The sequence below is a fragment of the Flavobacterium sp. F52 genome, assembly GCF_000278705.1.
Classification (GTDB): domain Bacteria; phylum Bacteroidota; class Bacteroidia; order Flavobacteriales; family Flavobacteriaceae; genus Flavobacterium; species Flavobacterium anhuiense.
Genome location: NZ_AKZQ01000023.1, coordinates 192501 through 211795 on the forward strand (window position 1 = coordinate 192501; position 19295 = coordinate 211795).

The following is a 19295-nucleotide window of genomic DNA, read 5'->3' on the forward strand; positions in this document are numbered from 1 at the left end:
AGAATTTTCTAACCTCTTTTTTTTGTTCTACTTTCTTGTTAAAATGAAATAGAAACAAAATGTTATTCTATCTTTGCACAAATTTTTTCTGCTGTAGATTAAACATTATTGAATTGGTTTAATTTTTGAATGCAGTCCTTCATATTTTTTATAATTATTAAGTGAACACAAAATCTTATTTTTTTCAGTCTTTTGCGATTGTTGCTTTGGCATTGGTTGCTTTTATTGGATTCAAACAAATCCTTCCAGACAAAATATTTTCTGAGAGTAAGTTAGATTCTAAAAATATATTAATAGACAGTCTGCTTTTAGAATCTGTGGCAGAAGATTCTCTTTCTATAGACAAAGACAGCATTGCTGAAAGTGAAAGAGAACTGAATCAGCAGAAAATTGTTTTTGATGAAACTGAAGGAATTGAATTTCCTGCTGAAACATTCGAAAATTATAAAGGATATCAATACCTGATTTCTTTTTACGAGAAACTGTATCAGCTAGAGAAAAATCCGCAGAACAAAGTTAGAATCGCTTATTATGGAGATTCTATGACTGATGGCGATTTAATCGTTCAAGATGTTCGTGCCAATTATCAAGAACGTTTTGGAGGAAATGGAGTTGGATTTGTTCCTATTACTTCAGAATCTGCTGCTTCGAGAGGTTCTGTAAAATCAACTTATTCTAAAAACTGGAAAACGCAATCTTACTTAAATGTAAAAAGACCGACAAGTCCTTTCGGAGTTAACGGACATGTGTTTTTTGCAAATGATAAATCTAATCCGACTTGGGTTCAGTACGAAGCTGGATTGAACAAATATTCAACTTCTTTAGATAACGCCACATTATTTTATGGGCGTGCTGCTAAAACAGGAAAAGTGAATTTCATTATCGGAAAAGATACAATTAAGAAAAGCCTTTCTCCAAATAATTTAGTGAACACGTTAAAAGTTTCATCGGGAAGTTTAAAAGCTTTTAAAGCTAATTTTGTTCAGGCAGATTCAATTCCGATTTACGGTTTTAATTTTGATAATGGAAGCGGAGTTCACGTAGATAATTTTTCTCAGAGAGGAAATTCAGGACTCCCGATTTCGATGTTCAATGCTGATGTAATGAGAGCTTTCAATAATAGTTTGAAATATGACTTGGTTATCCTTCATTACGGAACCAACGTTTTAAATTACGGAACTAAAAATTATTCTTGGTATGAAAAAGGAATGACAAAAACCGTTAATAAAATTAAAGAATCTTTTCCAGGCGTTTCAATTTTAATCGTTTCAACTGCTGACAAATCGACAAAATATGATTTGGAAATGAAAACCGATTCTGCGGTAGTTCCTTTAATGAAAGCGCAAAAACATTATGCTTTAGAAACTCATGCAGGGTTTGTAAACTTATATACTTTGATGGGTGGAGACGGCTCTATGATAAAGTGGGTTGACGAAACTCCGGCAAAAGCAAATAAAGATTATACGCACTTTAACCAGCGTGGCGCAAAAGCAATTGGTAATTTGCTTTACGGACAATTGAATAAAGGATACGAAGAATATAAAGTACTCAGACAAAAAAGAGATGCTGAAGGGACTAAGCCAAAACCAGTAAAAAGAGCCAGACCCGATTCTATTTCAGTAACAAAAGATAGTGTATGATAAATAAACTTATGGTTTTCTTTTGTTGTCTTTTTTTTACAACAAATGATAAAACTCCTAAAACAGACGTACAGCCAACACCCAAAAGTATGATTCAAAAAGTGGATACAGCAGCAATTGATGCTCCTTCTGATGGCCAGATTTATAACGCAAAAGCGATAAGTGATTTTTTTGAAAAACTAGAAAAAAACGAAGATCAGAAGAATCAAAAAATCAATATTGTGCATATTGGCGATTCGCATATTCAAGGCGATTTGATGACCAATGAAATCAGAAAAAAATTACAGCAGAGGTTTGGTAATGCTGGGCGTGGTTTAGTATTTCCATATCAATTGGCCAAAACAAACGGATCTTACAACGAACGTTTTCGATCTAACAGAACTTGGGAAAGCTATAGAAATATTCACCCATTTAAACAATGCCCGGTTGGGATAAGCGGAATTGGGCTTTGGAGAGATTCTGGCGGATTTGTTCTGGAAATGAATGTTAAAGATCCAGCGTATAAATTCAATACAATTAAAATTATTACGCCCCAGAATCAGAATATGTTCGATTTGGCAATTTCGTCTAAAATCAATTCTATTCAGACAACCGAGCGAAGAGTTATTACCCATAAGATTAAAAAAGGCGAAGTACTTGGGACCATTGCAGACAAATACAATGTTTCAATTGCTGAAATTAAAAGAGACAATCGTTTAAAAGGGAATAATATTCGTGCAGGAAGAACATTAAAAATTGCCACAAACGAAACTAGAGCAAAGACCATTTCAATGTCAGAGTTTGTTCCGTTAGCAATCGAATCAGATTCTTTTTCGCATTATTACAACTCGGAAAATGCTTTAAGCCGAATATTCTTGATTCCGAACAAAGAAGCAAAGGATTATGAGTTAAACGGAATCGTTTTGGAAAAAGATGCACCAGGGATTATTTATAGCGGAATTGGAGTAAACGGAGCTAAATATTCAGATTACAATAAATATCCATTATTCTTTGAACAATTGAAATCGTTGCATCCCGATCTGCTGGTTTTTTCACTGGGAACAAATGAAAGCTATGATCATCTGGATTCGGAAAATTATATTAAAGAATTACGAGAATTTATTAATAATATCAGAGCACAAAAAATAGATGCACCGATAATTGTAATGACACCTCCGCCATCATTGCTAAGAAGAAAGCCCAATACTTATATTGATAATTATGCGAGACAAATTATAGATATAGCTCAGAAAGATGGTCTTGCGGTTTGGGATTTGTACGACGAATTTGGAGGCATGAGCGGAATCAGACAATTAAAAGTGCAAGGATTAATTGGGCCAGATTGGGTTCATTATTCAAAAAAAGGATACGAGAAACAAGGAGATTTGTTTACTCAAGCGATTTTAAGATCATACGATAATTTTAAATTAAAGAAGTAAGTTGACGACAATAGAGAGTATTAATAATTGGTTCATTCAAAACTTTGGTGCAATTACAATAGAACAAGTTAAAAGTTGGTTCGTTTATAATGAAGACGAAAAACTTTTATTTAATACCGGTTTATTCTTAGGTTTATTTCTGGTTTTCTATTTTGTGTATGGTTTTTTACGCAAAACATTTTATTTGAGATTAACGTATGTTATCCTCTTCTCATTATTCTTTTACTATAAATCAAGTGGAATTTACTTCCTTCTTTTATTGCTTTCATCGGTTGTAGATTATGGTTTGAGCCAAATTATTTACAGAGAAGGCAGAGACAGCGTCAAGAAATTTTACTTGGTGATAAGTGTTATTTTGAATTTGGCGCTTTTGGGCTATTTCAAATACATGAACTTTTTGATTGTGACATACAACGATATGTTTCATGGTAATTTTGAACTGCATAATGTTTTTCTTCCTGTTGGAATTTCGTTTTATACGTTCCAATCGATGAGTTATATTATTGAGATTTACAGAGAAGAAATCAAACCGACAAAAAACTACATCGAATATTTATTCTTCGTTTCGTTTTTCCCGCAGTTAGTTGCCGGGCCAATTGTGCGCGCAAAAGATTTTCTTCCTCAGATTTATCAAAAATTAAATTTGACAAAACAAGATGTAAACAATGCTTTATTTTTGATTATTGGAGGTTTAATCAAGAAAACGGTAATATCAAATTACATATCAGTAAACTTTGTTGATCGTGTTTTTGATACGCCAATGAGTTATACTTCTTTCGAAAACTTAATGGCATCATACGGATATGCTATTCAGATTTACTGCGATTTCTCAGGATATTCAGATATGGCAATTGGTATTGCATTATTGCTTGGATTTAAATTGCCAGTCAACTTTAGAACACCATATAAATCAACTTCGATTACCGATTTCTGGAGAAGATGGCACATTTCGCTTTCGACTTGGTTAAAAGACTTTTTATACATTTCGATTGGTGGAAATCGTGAAGGTTCTTTCGCAGGATTTTTATTCCCAAGTTTATTCTTCTTCGGATTATTGCTTTGGGGAATGTCTTGTTATAATGAAAGTGTAATTCCACTTGTCATTGCAGGAATCAGTATTTTGATTTTCGCTTTGTCATTTTTACTTTCAAGCAAAATAAAACAAACCTTAGTAACCAATTTTAATTTGTTTACGACAATGCTTTTAGGAGGTTTGTGGCACGGAGCAGGAGCGCAGTTTATTGTTTGGGGAGCGCTTCACGGATTGGCTTTGGCGGTTCATAAAATATTCATGGAATTTTTTCCATCCAAAAAAGATAAAAGTCCGAATTTCTTATGGAGATTTTTCTCAATCGTAATTACATTTCATTTTGTAGTTTTCTGTTGGATCTTTTTCCGAGCAAGAGATTTTGAAACAGCATTACAAGTAATTAATAATATCGGACAATTGACTTTCGAACCAGAACTTTGGAAAACAATTGTTCTTGGATATAAAAATGTTTTCGGATTAATGTTGTTTGGTTATGTTTGGCATTTCTTGCCAGAAACTTTCACAAACGGAATGAAATCTGTTTTCGACAAAACGCCATTACTGATAAAAGCAATAATCTTAGGATTTGTATACTGGATTGTTTATGCAACAGCAGTAGCTGGTTCACAGCCGTTTATTTATTTCCAATTCTAAAAAGATATGGCCACGAAGGCACAAAGGCGCAAAGGTTTTTATTCTTTGCGCCTTTTTTTGTTTGCCATGAAGGCGCAAAAGGCGCGAAGTTTTTTTCTCTCGCAGATCACGCAGATTTAAGAGATTTTATATTCTCAATCAAAAAATAATCTATAAAATCTGCGAGAGGAAAATATTAGTTAAAGGAATTAGAGAAATTAGCATAATTCGTGGCAAAAAAACTTTGAGGCTTAGTGCCTTTGTGGCAAAAAATTGCGCTCAAATAAAAATTGCCTGAAATATCTAATTAGATTATCTTTGCACTTCATATAAAGAAAATGATATGTTTGATAATTTAAGTGATAAGTTAGATAAAGCGTTCCATATATTAAAAGGGCACGGTAAAATTACAGAAGTAAACGTTGCTGATACCTTAAAAGAAGTTCGTCGTGCGTTACTTGATGCCGATGTTAACTTTAAAATTGCTAAAGATTTTACAGCAAGAGTAAAAGATAAAGCTATTGGTCAAGATGTATTGACAACATTACAGCCAGGACAATTATTAGTAAAACTGGTAAAAGATGAGTTGACAGAATTGATGGGTGGAGATGTTGCTGGTGTTAACTTATCAGGAAATCCAACTGTTATTTTAATGTCAGGACTTCAAGGTTCTGGTAAAACTACTTTCTCAGGAAAATTAGCTAATTTTTTAAAAACAAAGAAAAACAAGAAACCACTTCTTGTAGCGTGTGATATCTACCGTCCTGCGGCGATCAATCAGTTGCATATTGTGGGAGATCAAATAGGTGTTGAGGTTTACTCAGAACCAGAAAATAAAAATCCTGTAGAGATTGCTCAAAACGCAATCAAACACGCCAAAGCAAACGGATTCAATGTGGTTATTGTCGATACAGCAGGTCGTTTAGCAGTAGATCAGGAAATGATGGACGAAATTGCTCGCGTACACAAAGCAATTCAGCCTCAAGAAACATTGTTCGTTGTCGATTCTATGACAGGACAAGACGCTGTAAATACAGCAAAAGCTTTCAACGATATCTTGAATTTTGATGGAGTTATCTTAACGAAATTAGATGGTGATACTCGAGGTGGAGCGGCACTTTCAATCAAATCGGTTGTAAACAAACCAATCAAGTTTGTAGGTACAGGAGAGAAAATGGAAGCAATTGACATTTTCTACCCAGATCGTATGGCTGAGAGAATCTTAGGAATGGGAGACGTTGTGTCTCTTGTTGAAAGAGCTCAGGAACAATTTGACGAAGAAGAAGCAAGAAAACTTCAAAAGAAAATCGCTAAAAACGAATTTGGTTTTGATGACTTCTTAACGCAGATTCAGCAAGTGAAGAAAATGGGTAACATGAAAGACTTGGTTGGAATGATACCAGGAGCTTCAAAAGCTATGAAAGATGTTGAAATCGAAGACGATGCTTTCAAACATATCGAAGCGATCATTTATTCGATGACGCCAGCTGAAAGAAGCAAACCAGCCATTATCGACGTGAAAAGAAAAGCCAGAATCGCGAAAGGTTCGGGAACTAAAGTCGAGCAAGTAAATCAGCTGATGAAGCAGTTTGACCAAATGAGCAAGATGATGAAGATGATGCAGGGCCCAGGCGGAAAAAATCTGATGAAAATGATGGGAGGTATGAAAGGGATGCCGGGTGGTATGCCAGGAGGAATGCCGAGATAAAATAAGAAAAAGTTTCAAGTTTAAGGTTTCAAATTAAGGGGCCAAAACTTGAAACTTTTTTAATTACATAACTATTAAGTTTCGCCAGTAACGTGAAACTTTAAACTTGAAACAAAATAAACACAACACATGCAGCTACTAGACGGTAAAAAAACATCTAACGACATTAAAAACGAAATTGCAGCCGAAGTTCAATCCATAAAAGCAGCGGGAGGAAAAGTGCCTCATTTAGCAGCAGTTTTAGTGGGAAACAACGGAGCAAGTTTAACTTACGTAGGAAGTAAAGTAAAATCATGCCAAGAAATCGGTTTTGATTCAACTTTGGTTGCTTTACCAGAAACGATTACAGAAGATGAGCTTTTAACAAAAATTAAGGAATTGAACGAAGACGATAATCTTGACGGATACATCGTTCAGTTGCCTTTGCCAAAACATATCGACGAGCAAAAAATCTTATTAGCAATCGATCCAGACAAAGATGTTGACGGATTTCACCCAACAAACTTTGGAAGAATGGCTCTTGAAATGGAAAGTTTCATTCCAGCAACACCATTCGGAATTATGGAATTGTTGGAGCGTTATAAAGTTGAGACTTCAGGAAAACATACCGTTGTAATTGGAAGAAGCCACATCGTTGGGCGTCCAATGAGCATCTTGATGAGCCGTAAAGGAAATCCAGGAGATTCTACAGTTACATTAACGCACAGTCGAACTAAAGACTTGGCAGAATTCACCAAAAATGCAGATATTATCATTACAGCTTTAGGAGTTCCAGAATTCTTAAAAGCAGATATGGTAAAAGAAGGAGTAACCGTTATTGACGTTGGAATTACTCGCGTAGACGACGCTTCAAACCCAAAAGGATACGTTATTAAAGGTGACGTTGATTTTGAAGGAGTAAGCAAAAAAGCATCGTTCATTACACCAGTTCCAGGTGGAGTAGGACCAATGACAATTGCAATGTTACTTAAAAATACGCTTTTAGCAAGAAAAATGAGAAGCGCAAGAAATCAATAATTTCTTTATAAATATTATGAAAGCCTGTTCTGTCGAGCAGGCTTTTTTTATTGTGTTAAATTTTCTAACACATAGAAACATAGAATTGGTTTCTAAAAAGAATATAAAAGAGAAACAAACTTCTCTCGCATAGCTAAGCTATGTTTATTTACAAAAAGTGAAGCGCCTTTTCTGCATTTAGAATATCTATGTTTCTATGTGTTTAAAAATCTAACAGAAACAGTCATTTTAATATATAATTAATAGTTTAAAGTTTCGGGTCTTAAAAATAAAGGATACTTTTGCAGCACTTTAAAAATAACACTTCTCCAAATGGACGATTATTATTATTCGTTAGTATTAAATTAAGCAGCTTTTGAAATTTTCAAAATGCTGCGCTAAAAACCTGTATTTTGAAATGAAAGCCTTTTACACAAACAACAACGGATTGGTAGAAATCCAAAAATGGACTTCAAATTGCTGGATTCACATCGAATCTCCAACAGAATCAGATAAAAATTATTTATTAGAAGAACTTCAAATTCCTGAAGCTTTTTACAATGATATAGAGGATATCGACGAAAGACCTCGTATCGAAATCGAAGACGGTTGGACACTTATTATCATGCGCATTCCTATTAAAAGCGGCGATGTGAAAATTCCATTTCATACCGTTCCGCTCGGGATCATTTTTAAAGACCATATCTGCGTTACAATCAGTTTTTATAAAACAGAAATCATAAAAGATTTTGTGGCTTATTCACAGCGCAAAAACATTGACATAGAAGATAACTTCAATTTAGTTTTAAGATTGCTTTTGTCTTCAAGCGTATGGTATTTAAAATACCTGAAACAAATCAACCAGAAAATAAAATTAGCCGAAGATAATTTAGAGAAATCGATCAAAAACGAAGAATTGCAGGCACTGCTTCAAATCGAAAAATGTTTTGTATTCTTCATCACGTCGCTAAAAGCAAATGACGTTTTGTTTCAAAGAATCAAAAATCTAAAAGCGCACAAGGCTAGTTACGATCCCGAATTATTGGAAGATGTTGAAATCGAATTAAATCAGGCGCAAGACACAGCCAATATTTACAACAACATCTTAACTGGAATGATGGATGCCTATGCTTCGGTAATTTCAAACAATATGAATAACATCATGAAGCAAATGACATCAATTTCAATCATTTTGATGATTCCAACCCTAATCGCCAGTTTGTACGGAATGAACGTCCCAAACGGATTAGAAGAAAGCAAATACGGCATCTGGATCTTACTTTTAGTTTCAATAATTCTATCCACTTTTGGAGTCTTTTTGTTCAAACGCAGAAGATGGTTCTAAAACTTTAAATATGTAAAGCCTACTCGTTAAGAATGGGCTTTTTCGTTTTTATATCTTGGGCGTGACCCCGACCCATCGAGAGGGCAAATATACTTTCGCTTATGCGCCCTCTCAACGGGTCGGGGTCGGGCTATCCGCGCTATTTCGGTAGCTTGCTACTATCCCTCACGCAACTTTACGGAGAGACCTAACAGGTTTTTAAAACCTGTTAGGTCTTGTTGGATATCTTTTAAATATAGTCCCTACGGGACAAAAAAAACGACGTAAATTATTGTTATACCAATATTTAATCTCTCCGAGATAATCCCGCTAGGAGTGAAATATCGGTAGGCTTTGGCAGGCAAAAAGGCAAATATTAAATTAATTTGCGCGCCAATATTTAATCTCTCCGAGATAACTCCGCTAGGAGTTAAATATTGGTAACCCAAAATACCCGCATAAGATATCCCGTAGGGATTATACATTTAAAAAGGCAGAGTACAGATTACGATATAAAACAATTATTTTTTTCACGTTTTTTACTTGCCAATTCAAAATAAATAATAACTTTGTAACGCAAAGTACTTTAATTATGAATCAAAAGCACCAAGAAGATTTAGCACATATTCGTTCCATGATGGAGCGCTCTTCCAGATTTATATCGTTAAGCGGACTTTCAGGAGTTTTCGCAGGTCTTTCGGCTTTAATTGGTGGGATCTATGTATACCAGTTGTTCAAAGCAAATGGAATGGATTATTTGACCGACGAGCATAGATTGTATTCTGCCAATTTGGTTTCGGAATTATTCTGGATTGGGATTGGAATTTTAGTTTGCGCATTTGCATTCGGAATCTTTTTCACTATTAGAAAAAGCCGAAAATACAATTTGCCAATTTGGACATCTGCAACAAAAAAAATGCTATTCAACTTAACAGTTCCGCTTTTTGCAGGAGGTGTATTCTGTCTAGCGATGATGTATCACGGTTACTTCGGATTGGTTGCGCCATCGACTTTGCTGTTTTATGGTTTGGCACTTATTAATGCAGAAAAATATACTTTTTCTGATGTAAAATATTTAGGTTTCTGCGAACTTTGTTTAGGATTAATTGCTCTTTTCTATATCGGATATGGATTGATTTTCTGGATTCTTGGATTCGGAATTCTTCATATCTTATACGGATTGGTAATGTTCAAAAAATACAAATAATTGAATGGGAATTATTGACAAACTAAATAAAGATTTCGAAAGCCGTGTCAGACTGGGTATTATGTCCGTTCTGATGGTTAATGACTGGGTAGATTTTACCGAGATGAAAACGCTTTTGAATATCACAGATGGTAATTTAGCGAGTCATTCTTCCGCATTGGAGAAATCTGAATATATCGAGATTAAGAAAGAATTTGTGGGCAAAAAGCCAAAAACATCTTATCAGGTAACACCGCTTGGCCGCGCGGCGTTCAAAGAGCACCTTTCTTACCTCGAAAAATTAATGAAATCTTAGAAACTAAAATTTTTTATCCAAAAACTTTGAATTGCAAAGTACTTTTAAAAACTAAAATCATGAAAAAACATCAAATTATCTTCGCATGTACAGCGGTTTTTATACTGCTTTTTTACAATGAATCTGTCGGAATCAATATTTCTATTTTTGGCGTTTTGCTAACGCTTTTAATTAGCTATTTCTTTCAAGAAAAGCTTGTAGACAGATCACACCTTATTTTGGTAATGACTTCTATTCTGTCATGTTTTGCTTTTGCTTGGTATGGAGATGCGGCATCGTTTTTTGCTTTAGCACTATCAATTCTATTTTTACAATTTAAAACGCAGGATGGTGAGCTCAAAATCATACAGATCTTTCCCCTCATATTTTTAAATGGATTTACTTCAATAGGACGCATTTTTATTTTTTCGCAATGGCTTCCTGAACGAAAAATCCACAACGATTTTGCCAAAAAGCTAATAGCATTTGTGGTTATCCCAGTGCTATTTTTAGGACTGTTTTTTATTGTGTATTCTTTTGGAAGCGATCATTTCTCTTCATTATTTACAGACTATGAGTTAGATATCAATCTGCCGCAATTAATTGCAATGTGTATTTTAGGGTTTTATATCTCGTTCAGTTTTTGGAATTATTGGGTTCCAGATGCTTGTTATGAATACAATCCGAAATTGAATAATGATTTCACAAATGTTTCTGAAGTTACAAACCAAAACACATTTTCATTTCTTGATTTGGACTTCGAAAGGAAAAGTGGAGAAATTACATTGTTTTTCCTAAATATCATGCTTTTGGTTTTTATTGGAACTTATAACTATGAACAGTTTTTTGAAGCAGTAGAAAAAACAAATTTAAGTGCAGATACACACGAACGTGTGAATGCTGTAATTTTTTCAATTCTTATGGCAGTTGGAATAATCTTGTTTTACTTTAAAGGAGGATTCAATTTTGATAAAAAAGCCAAAACTTTAAAGAATTTGGCAAAAACCTGGCTTGTTTTAAATCTAGTTTTAATTGTGAGTGCTATGGTTAAGAATACAGAGTATGTTTCTTTTTATGGCCTAACATACAAACGTCTTGGAGTTTATGCTTTTTTAATTTTAGCTGTTATCGGATTAGTGGTTTCATTTCAAAAGATAAGAAAACAAAAAACGAACGCTTATCTTTTCAATCAGATGGTTTGGTATTTCTACGGAACAATTCTTTTGTGTAGTTATATTAATTGGGGAAGCCTTATTACAAATTACAATATCTCTGTAAACAAAGGAGTAGAACCTGTTTTTTTAAGCGGTTTGAATTTCAACGATGATGCTCGTCGTGAATATTTGCAAAAGAATAATCTGGATGGAAAATATGTAGAAGCAGTAAGAGAAGAATTGATTTTGAATTATCAAAACTCAAGTTTTTTGTCAAAAGCTTTGTATTATGAGTTTTTGGATAAAGAAAAGAAATAACAAAAAATCCCATTCATATTAAACGAATGGGATTTTCTTTATTTATTATCACCTCTTTTTTTAAATCGAGGATCGTGTTTTGAAATAAATGCTTTTCTTCTAGTTGGAGTTGCGCTTGAAGCCGAACTTTCAACTTTAGGAAAACTAGCTTCTTCCGTTTTACTAGAAGGTTCAATTAACTGATTTAATTCTTTTATTTCGTCATTGGTTAGTTCTCTATATCTGCCTACAGGAACATCCAATGAAATATTGATAATTCGGATACGTTTAAGTGCAGTAACTTCGTAACCCAAATATTCAGACATTCTTCTAATTTGGCGGTTTAATCCCTGAGTTAGTATAATCTTAAAAGTGTATTTGCTGATCTGCTCGACTTTACATTTTTTAGTAACCGTATCTAAAATCGGAACTCCATTTCCCATTCTCTGAATAAAACGTTCAGTGATCGGTTTGTTTACCGTAACTGTATATTCTTTTTCGTGGTTATTTCTAGCGCGAAGAATCTTGTTTACAATATCACCATCATTGGTCATAAAAATCAAACCTTCACTGGCTTTATCCAATCTTCCAATCGGGAAAATTCGTTTAGGATAATTAATATAATCAACAATATTATTTTTTACTTCAAGATTGGTCGTGCATTCAATTCCGACAGGTTTATTGAATGCCAAATAGATCATTTTTTCGTTTTTCTCAACGATTAATTTTCCGTCAACGCGCACTTCATCCTCTGGTGAAACTTTCGTTCCCATTTCCGGCACAGCACCATTTATTGTTACGCGTCCTTCTTCAATTAATTTATCGGCTTCGCGACGAGAACAAAAGCCCGTTTCAGCAATAAATTTATTAAGACGTTTTAAATTTTCTTCCATACTGCAAAAGTAGCTAAAAGTTTAGACTTCTTAGAATTTTAGATTTCAGACTTTAGACTTTAGATTTTAGATTTTATAAAAAACTTAGAATCTTAGCATCTTTTTTCTACGAATCATGAAAGATGGAACTGTCTTCTGGAGTTTCTTTTCTGTCGAACATTCCGTAATCACGAACTACAGATGCAATTCTTAAATGATAATCTTTAAAAACTTCATTTCTTCCTTTTGCCTGTGCGGCACGATGCATTTCAAGATTTCGCCATTGCTGAATGCTTTCCTCATCTCGCCAAAAAGACAAAGACAAAACTTTTGAAGGATCGGAAAAACTTTGAAATCGTTCTATCGAAATAAATCCTTCAATATTATCTAATTCCGGACGCAGACTCGCTGCGATTTCCAGATATTCTTCTTTTTTTCCTTCATTAGGAATAACTTCAAAAATTACAGCTATCATTTTAATTGTAGATTTTGGATTTGAAAAACTTAGTGTCTTAGCGACTTAATGGTTCAGAACCTTCAAAAAGAAACTCAATCACTTTATTATACAAATCATCATCATGCATACCGTGACCTAAACCGCTAGTTTCAATAAATTGACTGTTTTTCCAACCTTGCGCTATTTTTTTTCCTTCTGCGAAAGCAACAATTTTGTCTGAAGTATCATGAGCAATGAAACCAGGAATTGTGATTTCTGATGCGAATTTTTGTCCCGAAAAGTCTTCTAATTTAAAATTGAATCGATTTATGAATTTGCTTTCCAAAAGAGGTAGTATTCTTCTATTCAAACTAAGCATCGAAATATAATTATCAATCAAAGTTTTTAAATCAGAAGGAGCGCCAAGAATAACCATTTTGTTAATGCTCGTATTCGGAAATAAGTATTGATGATAGACACAAGCAGCTCCGCCAATAGAATGTCCAATAATAATTTCGGGTTGATATTTTTCTACCGCTTTATTGATGAATTCGGCATAAAGCGGCACATTAAATTCTTTTCCGCTGCTTTGTCCATGTGCAGGCGCATCAATGGCAATTATTGTGCTGCCAGATTTTTGAAGATGAGGCAAAGTTTTTTTCCAGCGTGCAGCATTGCTTTCCCAACCGTGGACTAAAAGAATCTTAGTTTCATTTCCTTTCCAAACATAAGTTTGAAAATGATGTTCGTTATGATGAAATATTTCTGTTTCAGCATGTCGCAAAACTTTTGGAAGCTCTTCTTTTTTTAATCGTCCAATTCGAGGCTGACTGAAAAGCGCATAAGAAAGTTCCATAGCCTTTTGCGGACGCACGTAACTCAAAAAGTTAATATAAGATCCAACTGATTTTAATGTGATAAAACGAATGCCTTTTTTAATTCCCAAAACTTAAATTTTTTTCTAAAGGTAAAAAAAGGTCTGTCACGAATTACACAAATGAGTCCGAATTTTTATTCTTAGTATTAATAGGTAAAAAAAGTAAATAGTGATAATTAGTGGAATTACAGCAAAAATAAAAGCAAAAAAAAGTCCCGATTTAATCGGGACTTGATATTTAGAATTTTGCGAACAATTGTTCCATTTTTTCTTTTTCTTCTTCAGCTAATTGCGTATCAACTAAAATTCTTCCAGAGTGCTCATCAGTGATGATTTTCTTTCTTGACGCAATTTCAACCTGAGTTTGAGGTGGAATTGTAAAGAAAGATCCAGCAGAAGCTCCTCTTTCGATAGAAACTACAGCTAATCCGTTACGAACACTGCTTCTGATTCTGTTGTAAGCTGCCAATAATCTTTCTTCGATTTGTGCAGCAAATTCAGCAGACTTTTCAGTTAAGAATGCTTCTTCTTTCTGAGTTTCAGCCATAATAGCGTCTAATTCAGATTTTTTATGTTTTAAATGAGAGCTCTTAGCGTCAAGTTTTTCTTTTAAATTAGAAATAACTTCTTTTTTGTGCTCGATAGAAGCTTTCATTTCTTTGATTTGCTTTTCGGCCAATTGAATTTCTAATTCTTGAAATTCAACTTCTTTTGTCAAAGAATTAAATTCTCTGTTGTTACGTACTGATTCTTGTTGTTTAGTGTACTTTTTAATAACCTCTTTATGCTCCTCAATAGCAATTTTCTTTGCTTTGATTTGCTCCTCAATCACTTCAAGTTCACCTTTCAGTTTCTCTGAACGAGTGCTCAAACCTGCAACTTCATCTTCTAAATCTTCAACTTCTAAAGGAAGTTCTCCTCTAACGTTTCTGATTTCGTCAATTCTAGAGTCAATAAGCTGTAAATCGTATATTGCTCTTAACTTGTCCTCAACACTTAATTCTTTCGTATTCGTCATATTTTATAAGTACTTAACTGGATTTGTATTTTCTTCCGATAAAATGATTGCAAAATTAAGAATTTTTTTTCGAAGATAATCAACAATATAATTTTTTGTATAGCGTTCACTCTCAAAATGACCAATATCAGCCAAAAGCAACTTGTTTTCGGCTTCATAAAATTGATGATATTTCAAATCAGCTGTCAAAAAAGCATCAGCTCCGGCGCTTATTGCGTTTCTAATAGCAAAACTTCCAGATCCTCCTAAGACTGCTACTTTTTTTATTTTTTTACCTAAAAAAGCGGAATGGCGAATTCCATCGGCAATCATTTTATCTTTTACAAAGCGAAGAAAGTCTTTTTCGTCCATTTCATTTTCAAATTCACCAATCATTCCTAAACCAATATTTTGGTGCGAATTTTCGAGATTGTAAATTTCATATGCTACTTCTTCGTAAATATGATTGGCAAAAAGCGCTTTTAAAATTCTGGATTGCAAGTGTTTTTCAAATGTAACTTCAATTTTTATTTCTTGAGTTTTGGTCAATTCATGTCGTTCACCAATTACAGGATTGCTATTTGCATTTCCTTTGTAAGTTCCAGTTCCTTCAGAATTGAAACTGCAGTTTTCATAATTTCCAATTGTTCCTGCTCCGGCTTCAAACATTGCATTTCTAACCTTATCGGCATTTTCTGGAACAGTATAAGTGACTAGTTTTTGGATGAAATTATTTTTAGGAACTAATATTTTTGTATTTGTCAATCCTAGAGCATCACAGAAAATTTTATTGACTCCTTGCGAATGATTATCAAGAGCGGTGTGGACGGCAAAAATGGCAATATCATTTTTGATGGCTTTCAAAATTGCACGTTCAACATAATTTTTCCCAGTGATTTTTTTTATGCCAGAGAATAATATAGGATGAAAACAAACTACAAGATTACAGTTCTTTGCAACAGCTTCGTCAATTACATTTTCTAACGCATCATGACAGACTAAAACTCCCGTGCATTCAGTTTCGGAATCTCCAACTAAAAGCCCGACATTGTCAAAATCTTCAGCGTAAGCCAAAGGAGCCATTTCTTCAAGAACCGATATAATATTTTTGATTTTCATTTTGAGTTTTTGTTTCAAGTTTTAGGTTTCAGGTTTCAAGTTGTTTGACTTGTGCAAAAACTAAAACAAATTAACGAAAAAAATTATACTTTCGTAAAATGAACTTACTTCGAAAAATACTTTTTCCATTTGCTATTTTATACGGATTCATCACTTCAATCCGCAATTTTCTTTTTGATAAAGGAATTTTAAAATCGACCTCATTTGATCTTCCTGTTATTGCCGTTGGAAATTTGAGTGTTGGTGGAACCGGAAAAACTCCTCAGATAGAATACTTAATTCGATTATTATCGGATAAATATAAAATTGCAACTTTAAGCCGTGGCTATAAAAGAAAATCGGAAGGTTTTGTTTTGGCTAACGAAAATTCGAATGCTGAAATTTTGGGAGACGAACCTTTTCAGTTTCATCAGAAATTTCCAAATGTAATGGTGGCCGTAGATGCTAATCGTGCAAACGGAATTCAGCAATTGCTTTCGAAAGATGAAAAGCCTGAAATTATTTTGCTGGACGATGCCTATCAGCATAGAAAAGTAAAGGCTGGTTTTTATATTCTGCTGACTTCTTATGGAGATTTGTATACGGATGATTTTATGCTGCCAACTGGAAATTTGAGGGAAAGCAGGAGCGGAGCAGCAAGAGCCAATATTGTTGTGGTAACAAAATGCCCTAAAATATTGACTGAAGAAGAGCAGACAAAAATTAGATTGAAATTGAAGTTAAATGCTGCACAGCAAGTCTTTTTTACTTTTATAGATTATGATATGGTTATTTTCGGTAAAAATGAAAAAATTGCTGTCAACGAAATTAAATCAGAATCAAAATTGTTGCTGGCTGGAATTGCAAAACCAAAACCGTTTTTTGATTGTTTAAAAAATGAGAGTGATGAATGTCTTACTTTTCCAGATCATCATCATTTTTCTGATGCAGATTTAGATGCCATTCGAAATAAAGCAAACGGAAGAAAAATAATCACAACCGAGAAAGATTATGTTCGCTTGAAAGACTCCGAATTGGTTGATCAATTATATTATCTGCCAATAAAAAGCTCTTTCATTAACCATCAGCAAGACTTCGATGCTACGATTTTAGAGTATGTAAAAGAAAACTTAGAACCTTAGCTAATTAAAAAACTTAGCAATAGTGCTATAGAAATCGTCTGGAACAAAAGGTTTTGTAATTACATCATCCATTCCAAAAGAAAGAAGCATATCGCGGTTTTCGTCAAGCGAAATTGCTGTTAAAGCTATAATTGGAGTCGCTTTGTCAAATTCGCGAATCAATTTGGTTGCTGTAGTTCCATTAATACCAGGAAGATGGACATCCATTAAAATCATGTCAAACCGCTTAATTTTTAAAAGCTCAACAGCATCTTCTCCATTGTCAACAATCTCACAGGTAATGTTTTTGTTTTCGAGCATTTTACGAGTAATCATCTGATTGATTTTGTTGTCCTCGATCAATAAAATAGATTTGTTTTTCAATTGTTTATCGTTATATGGTTTTACTTCTTCGATTACTTCCAATGGTTCGTTGTTAATTTTGAAATTTAATTTGAAGGTAAAAGTAGAGCCTTTACCTACTTCACTTTTTAGTTTTATCTCGCCTCCTAAAAGTTCTATTAATTTTTTTACAATAGTAAGGCCAAGGCCTGTTCCTCCATATTTTCTGTTTACTTCTATAGAACCTTGAGAAAAGCTTTCAAAGACAGATTGAAGCTTGTCTTCTGGAATTCCTATCCCGGTATCAACAATTTCGAAATATACTGTTGCATTATCTTCTTCTTGCGAATATAATTTGGCAATTACATTTACATGTCCGTTTTGGGTAAATTTTAAAGCATTGTTGATTAAGTTAAGTATAATCTGAGATAGTTTTGTAGGGTCTCCAATTAAATTGTCTGGAATCGCTTTGTCTATTTCTAAATTGAAGTAGTTTTTGTTGGCTGTCGCCAGTTCTTTGAGCGAACTTTGAATGTTAAAAAGCAATTCTTTCAAATTAAAGCTGATATTTTCAACTTCAGCTTTAGTCGAATCAATTTTATTAATTTCTAAAATTTCATTGATAAAAGTGGTCAAATAATTACCGGAGAACTTTAAAGATTCTAAGTATTTTAATTGTTTTTTCTTTGGTTTATCTTCAAGTAGAATATGAGTAATTCCGTTAATGGCATTCAACGGTGTCCGGAGTTCGTGACTTACTGTCGACAAAAATTCAGATCTGGCTTTTGATGCTTTTTCTGCTTTATTTTTGGCTAAAATTAATTCTTTGTTTTTCTCGCGAAGTAGTAAATTGTTTTGGTTTCTTATGATATTGTTTTTGTACAAAGCCAAACTCAATAGAGATAGAATCGAAATCAAGGCAATTGCCAAAATGCTGACTAACTTAGAATAACGATAGGTTTTAAGCTGAAATTTTTCTTCGCTTTCTTTTTTTATGCTATTGCTTAAAGATTGATTTTTTTTGAATTTTTCATATTCGTCCAAATCAATTTTGGCATTTTTTAGTTTTAGAAGATAATTTTCCAGCTGATAATGTTCATCTAGATACGAATACGCCAAATCATAATTTTTATTCTGTTTGTAGTATTGGCTTATTGCTAAAACGATTTTTGCTTTTTTGGGAAGATCATTGATTTTAGCGTTGTAATCTAAGGCTTTGTTAAAATATATTATAGTTGAATCATTTCTTTTAAGCTGGCTTTCAATTAAGCCAAGCTGATAATACGCATCTGTTTTGGTTTTTATATTGGCAGTATTGTCAGGTTTTTTAATAATGGTCTTAAAAGTCCTTGCTGCCGATTTAAGATCGTTATTGGTCTTAAATGCCAAGGCTTTCTGGTAATCTAAAATTTGAGCATTGTCATTGATGTTCAGTTCTTTTAGTAGATCTGCAGCTTTTGTGTAATATGCGGCAGCTGTTTTATAATCACCTGTGGCCGTGTTGGCTGCGCCGATATAATGCAGAGCTAAAACTTTTGTACAGCTAGGTTTTAAGGTGTCAAATAAAGAAACCGTTTTATGGAAATTTTTTAATGCATCTTCAAATTTTCCCTGATTGTAGTAAATTTTTCCAAGCTTAAAAGTCTGATTGGCCAAATTCTCTTTTTTGCCATTTTCTTCACAGAAATTAATTGACTTTTCTGTGTAAAAAATAGCCTGATTGTACTTTTTATTGCTCAGATTAGAATTGGCCAGCTTGTTATAATAGGTCAAGCTATCCGTATTCTTTTTGGCTTGAGAATACAAAAGCGAGTTAAAAAAACAAACAGCAATAAAAAGACAGTATTTCATGTATGGCAATGCTTTTACAA

Annotated in this window: 16 protein-coding genes; 10 read left to right on the top strand and 6 right to left on the bottom strand. The window is 33.7% G+C overall.

Annotated elements, in window-relative coordinates; genetic code table 11:
- The first annotated feature begins 161 nt into the window (after window positions 1-161).
- The 9 genes from FF52_RS08135 (at window position 162) to FF52_RS08175 (ending at window position 11702) form a co-directional block, all read left to right on the top strand.
- Window positions 162-1640: an SGNH/GDSL hydrolase family protein gene (locus FF52_RS08135; RefSeq protein WP_008464506.1), complete on the top strand. Its 1479-nt coding sequence runs from the start codon at window positions 162-164 to the stop codon at window positions 1638-1640.
- On the top strand, window positions 1637-3058 hold the full coding sequence (locus FF52_RS08140) for a GDSL-type esterase/lipase family protein (RefSeq protein WP_008464507.1): 1422 nt from the start codon (window positions 1637-1639) through the stop codon (window positions 3056-3058). Before FF52_RS08135 ends, FF52_RS08140 begins: the two co-directional genes overlap by 4 nt.
- Window position 3059: 1 nt before the next feature.
- Window positions 3060-4742, top strand: coding sequence for an MBOAT family O-acyltransferase (locus FF52_RS08145; protein ID WP_008464508.1), 1683 nt, complete (start codon window positions 3060-3062; stop codon window positions 4740-4742).
- A 322-nt stretch (window positions 4743-5064) separates the two neighbouring features.
- Window positions 5065-6429: a signal recognition particle protein gene (gene ffh, locus FF52_RS08150; protein WP_008464510.1), complete on the top strand. Its 1365-nt coding sequence runs from the start codon at window positions 5065-5067 to the stop codon at window positions 6427-6429.
- A 129-nt stretch (window positions 6430-6558) separates the two neighbouring features.
- Window positions 6559-7446 (top strand): bifunctional 5,10-methylenetetrahydrofolate dehydrogenase/5,10-methenyltetrahydrofolate cyclohydrolase, encoded by an 888-nt coding sequence (locus tag FF52_RS08155; RefSeq protein ID WP_008464511.1) that lies wholly within the window; start codon window positions 6559-6561, stop codon window positions 7444-7446.
- A 397-nt stretch (window positions 7447-7843) separates the two neighbouring features.
- The gene (locus FF52_RS08160) at window positions 7844-8770 is read left to right on the top strand and encodes a magnesium transporter CorA family protein (protein ID WP_008464514.1); all 927 of its coding nucleotides are present in this window, start codon (window positions 7844-7846) and stop codon (window positions 8768-8770) included.
- Between the two features lie 571 nt (window positions 8771-9341).
- The gene (locus FF52_RS08165; protein WP_008464516.1) at window positions 9342-9956 is read left to right on the top strand and encodes a hypothetical protein; all 615 of its coding nucleotides are present in this window, start codon (window positions 9342-9344) and stop codon (window positions 9954-9956) included.
- Between the two features lie 4 nt (window positions 9957-9960).
- Window positions 9961-10251, top strand: a complete 291-nt coding sequence (locus FF52_RS08170) for a winged helix-turn-helix domain-containing protein (protein ID WP_008464519.1) — start codon at window positions 9961-9963, stop codon at window positions 10249-10251.
- 59 nt (window positions 10252-10310) lie between these two features.
- Window positions 10311-11702 carry a DUF4173 domain-containing protein gene (locus tag FF52_RS08175; RefSeq protein WP_008464521.1) on the top strand — a complete coding sequence of 464 codons (1392 nt, stop codon included), beginning with the start codon at window positions 10311-10313 and terminating at the stop codon, window positions 11700-11702.
- A gap of 38 nt (window positions 11703-11740) precedes the next feature.
- Here the strand turns inward: FF52_RS08175 and rluF are convergent, their stop codons facing one another.
- The 5 genes from rluF to FF52_RS08200 form a co-directional block, all read right to left on the bottom strand.
- On the bottom strand, window positions 11741-12574 hold the full coding sequence (rluF, locus tag FF52_RS08180) for a 23S rRNA pseudouridine(2604) synthase RluF (protein ID WP_008464522.1): 834 nt from the start codon (window positions 12572-12574) through the stop codon (window positions 11741-11743).
- A 106-nt stretch (window positions 12575-12680) separates the two neighbouring features.
- On the bottom strand, window positions 12681-13028 hold the full coding sequence (locus tag FF52_RS08185; protein ID WP_008464523.1) for an antibiotic biosynthesis monooxygenase family protein: 348 nt from the start codon (window positions 13026-13028) through the stop codon (window positions 12681-12683).
- A 37-nt stretch (window positions 13029-13065) separates the two neighbouring features.
- A complete protein-coding gene (locus tag FF52_RS08190; protein ID WP_008464524.1) occupies window positions 13066-13935 on the bottom strand; it encodes an alpha/beta fold hydrolase in 870 nt (289 codons plus the stop codon).
- Window positions 13936-14104: 169 nt separating this feature from the next.
- Window positions 14105-14884 (bottom strand): zinc ribbon domain-containing protein, encoded by a 780-nt coding sequence (locus FF52_RS08195; protein ID WP_008464525.1) that lies wholly within the window; start codon window positions 14882-14884, stop codon window positions 14105-14107.
- Between the two features lie 3 nt (window positions 14885-14887).
- Complete coding sequence (locus FF52_RS08200) at window positions 14888-15982, bottom strand: Nif3-like dinuclear metal center hexameric protein (RefSeq protein ID WP_008464526.1); 1095 nt, start codon at window positions 15980-15982, stop codon at window positions 14888-14890.
- 98 nt (window positions 15983-16080) lie between these two features.
- Here FF52_RS08200 and lpxK point away from each other — a divergent pair, with 98 nt between their 5' ends.
- On the top strand, window positions 16081-17103 hold the full coding sequence (gene lpxK / locus FF52_RS08205; protein WP_008464527.1) for a tetraacyldisaccharide 4'-kinase: 1023 nt from the start codon (window positions 16081-16083) through the stop codon (window positions 17101-17103).
- Here the strand turns inward: lpxK and FF52_RS08210 are convergent, their stop codons facing one another.
- Window positions 17104-19275, bottom strand: coding sequence for an ATP-binding protein (locus FF52_RS08210; protein WP_008464528.1), 2172 nt, complete (start codon window positions 19273-19275; stop codon window positions 17104-17106).
- Window positions 19276-19295: the final 20 nt, after the last annotated feature.

Coding starts and splice junctions, on each gene's coding strand:
- FF52_RS08140 (WP_008464507.1), top strand. CDS start 1,637: ATGATAAATAAACTTATGGTTTTCTTTTGTTGTCTTTTTTTTACAACA.
- ffh (WP_008464510.1), top strand. CDS start 5,065: ATGTTTGATAATTTAAGTGATAAGTTAGATAAAGCGTTCCATATATTA.
- FF52_RS08155 (WP_008464511.1), top strand. CDS start 6,559: ATGCAGCTACTAGACGGTAAAAAAACATCTAACGACATTAAAAACGAA.
- FF52_RS08160 (WP_008464514.1), top strand. CDS start 7,844: ATGAAAGCCTTTTACACAAACAACAACGGATTGGTAGAAATCCAAAAA.
- FF52_RS08165 (WP_008464516.1), top strand. CDS start 9,342: ATGAATCAAAAGCACCAAGAAGATTTAGCACATATTCGTTCCATGATG.
- FF52_RS08170 (WP_008464519.1), top strand. CDS start 9,961: ATGGGAATTATTGACAAACTAAATAAAGATTTCGAAAGCCGTGTCAGA.
- FF52_RS08175 (WP_008464521.1), top strand. CDS start 10,311: ATGAAAAAACATCAAATTATCTTCGCATGTACAGCGGTTTTTATACTG.
- rluF (WP_008464522.1), bottom strand. CDS start 12,574: ATGGAAGAAAATTTAAAACGTCTTAATAAATTTATTGCTGAAACGGGC.
- FF52_RS08185 (WP_008464523.1), bottom strand. CDS start 13,028: ATGATAGCTGTAATTTTTGAAGTTATTCCTAATGAAGGAAAAAAAGAA.
- FF52_RS08195 (WP_008464525.1), bottom strand. CDS start 14,884: ATGACGAATACGAAAGAATTAAGTGTTGAGGACAAGTTAAGAGCAATA.
- FF52_RS08200 (WP_008464526.1), bottom strand. CDS start 15,982: ATGAAAATCAAAAATATTATATCGGTTCTTGAAGAAATGGCTCCTTTG.
- lpxK (WP_008464527.1), top strand. CDS start 16,081: ATGAACTTACTTCGAAAAATACTTTTTCCATTTGCTATTTTATACGGA.
- FF52_RS08210 (WP_008464528.1), bottom strand. CDS start 19,275: ATGAAATACTGTCTTTTTATTGCTGTTTGTTTTTTTAACTCGCTTTTG.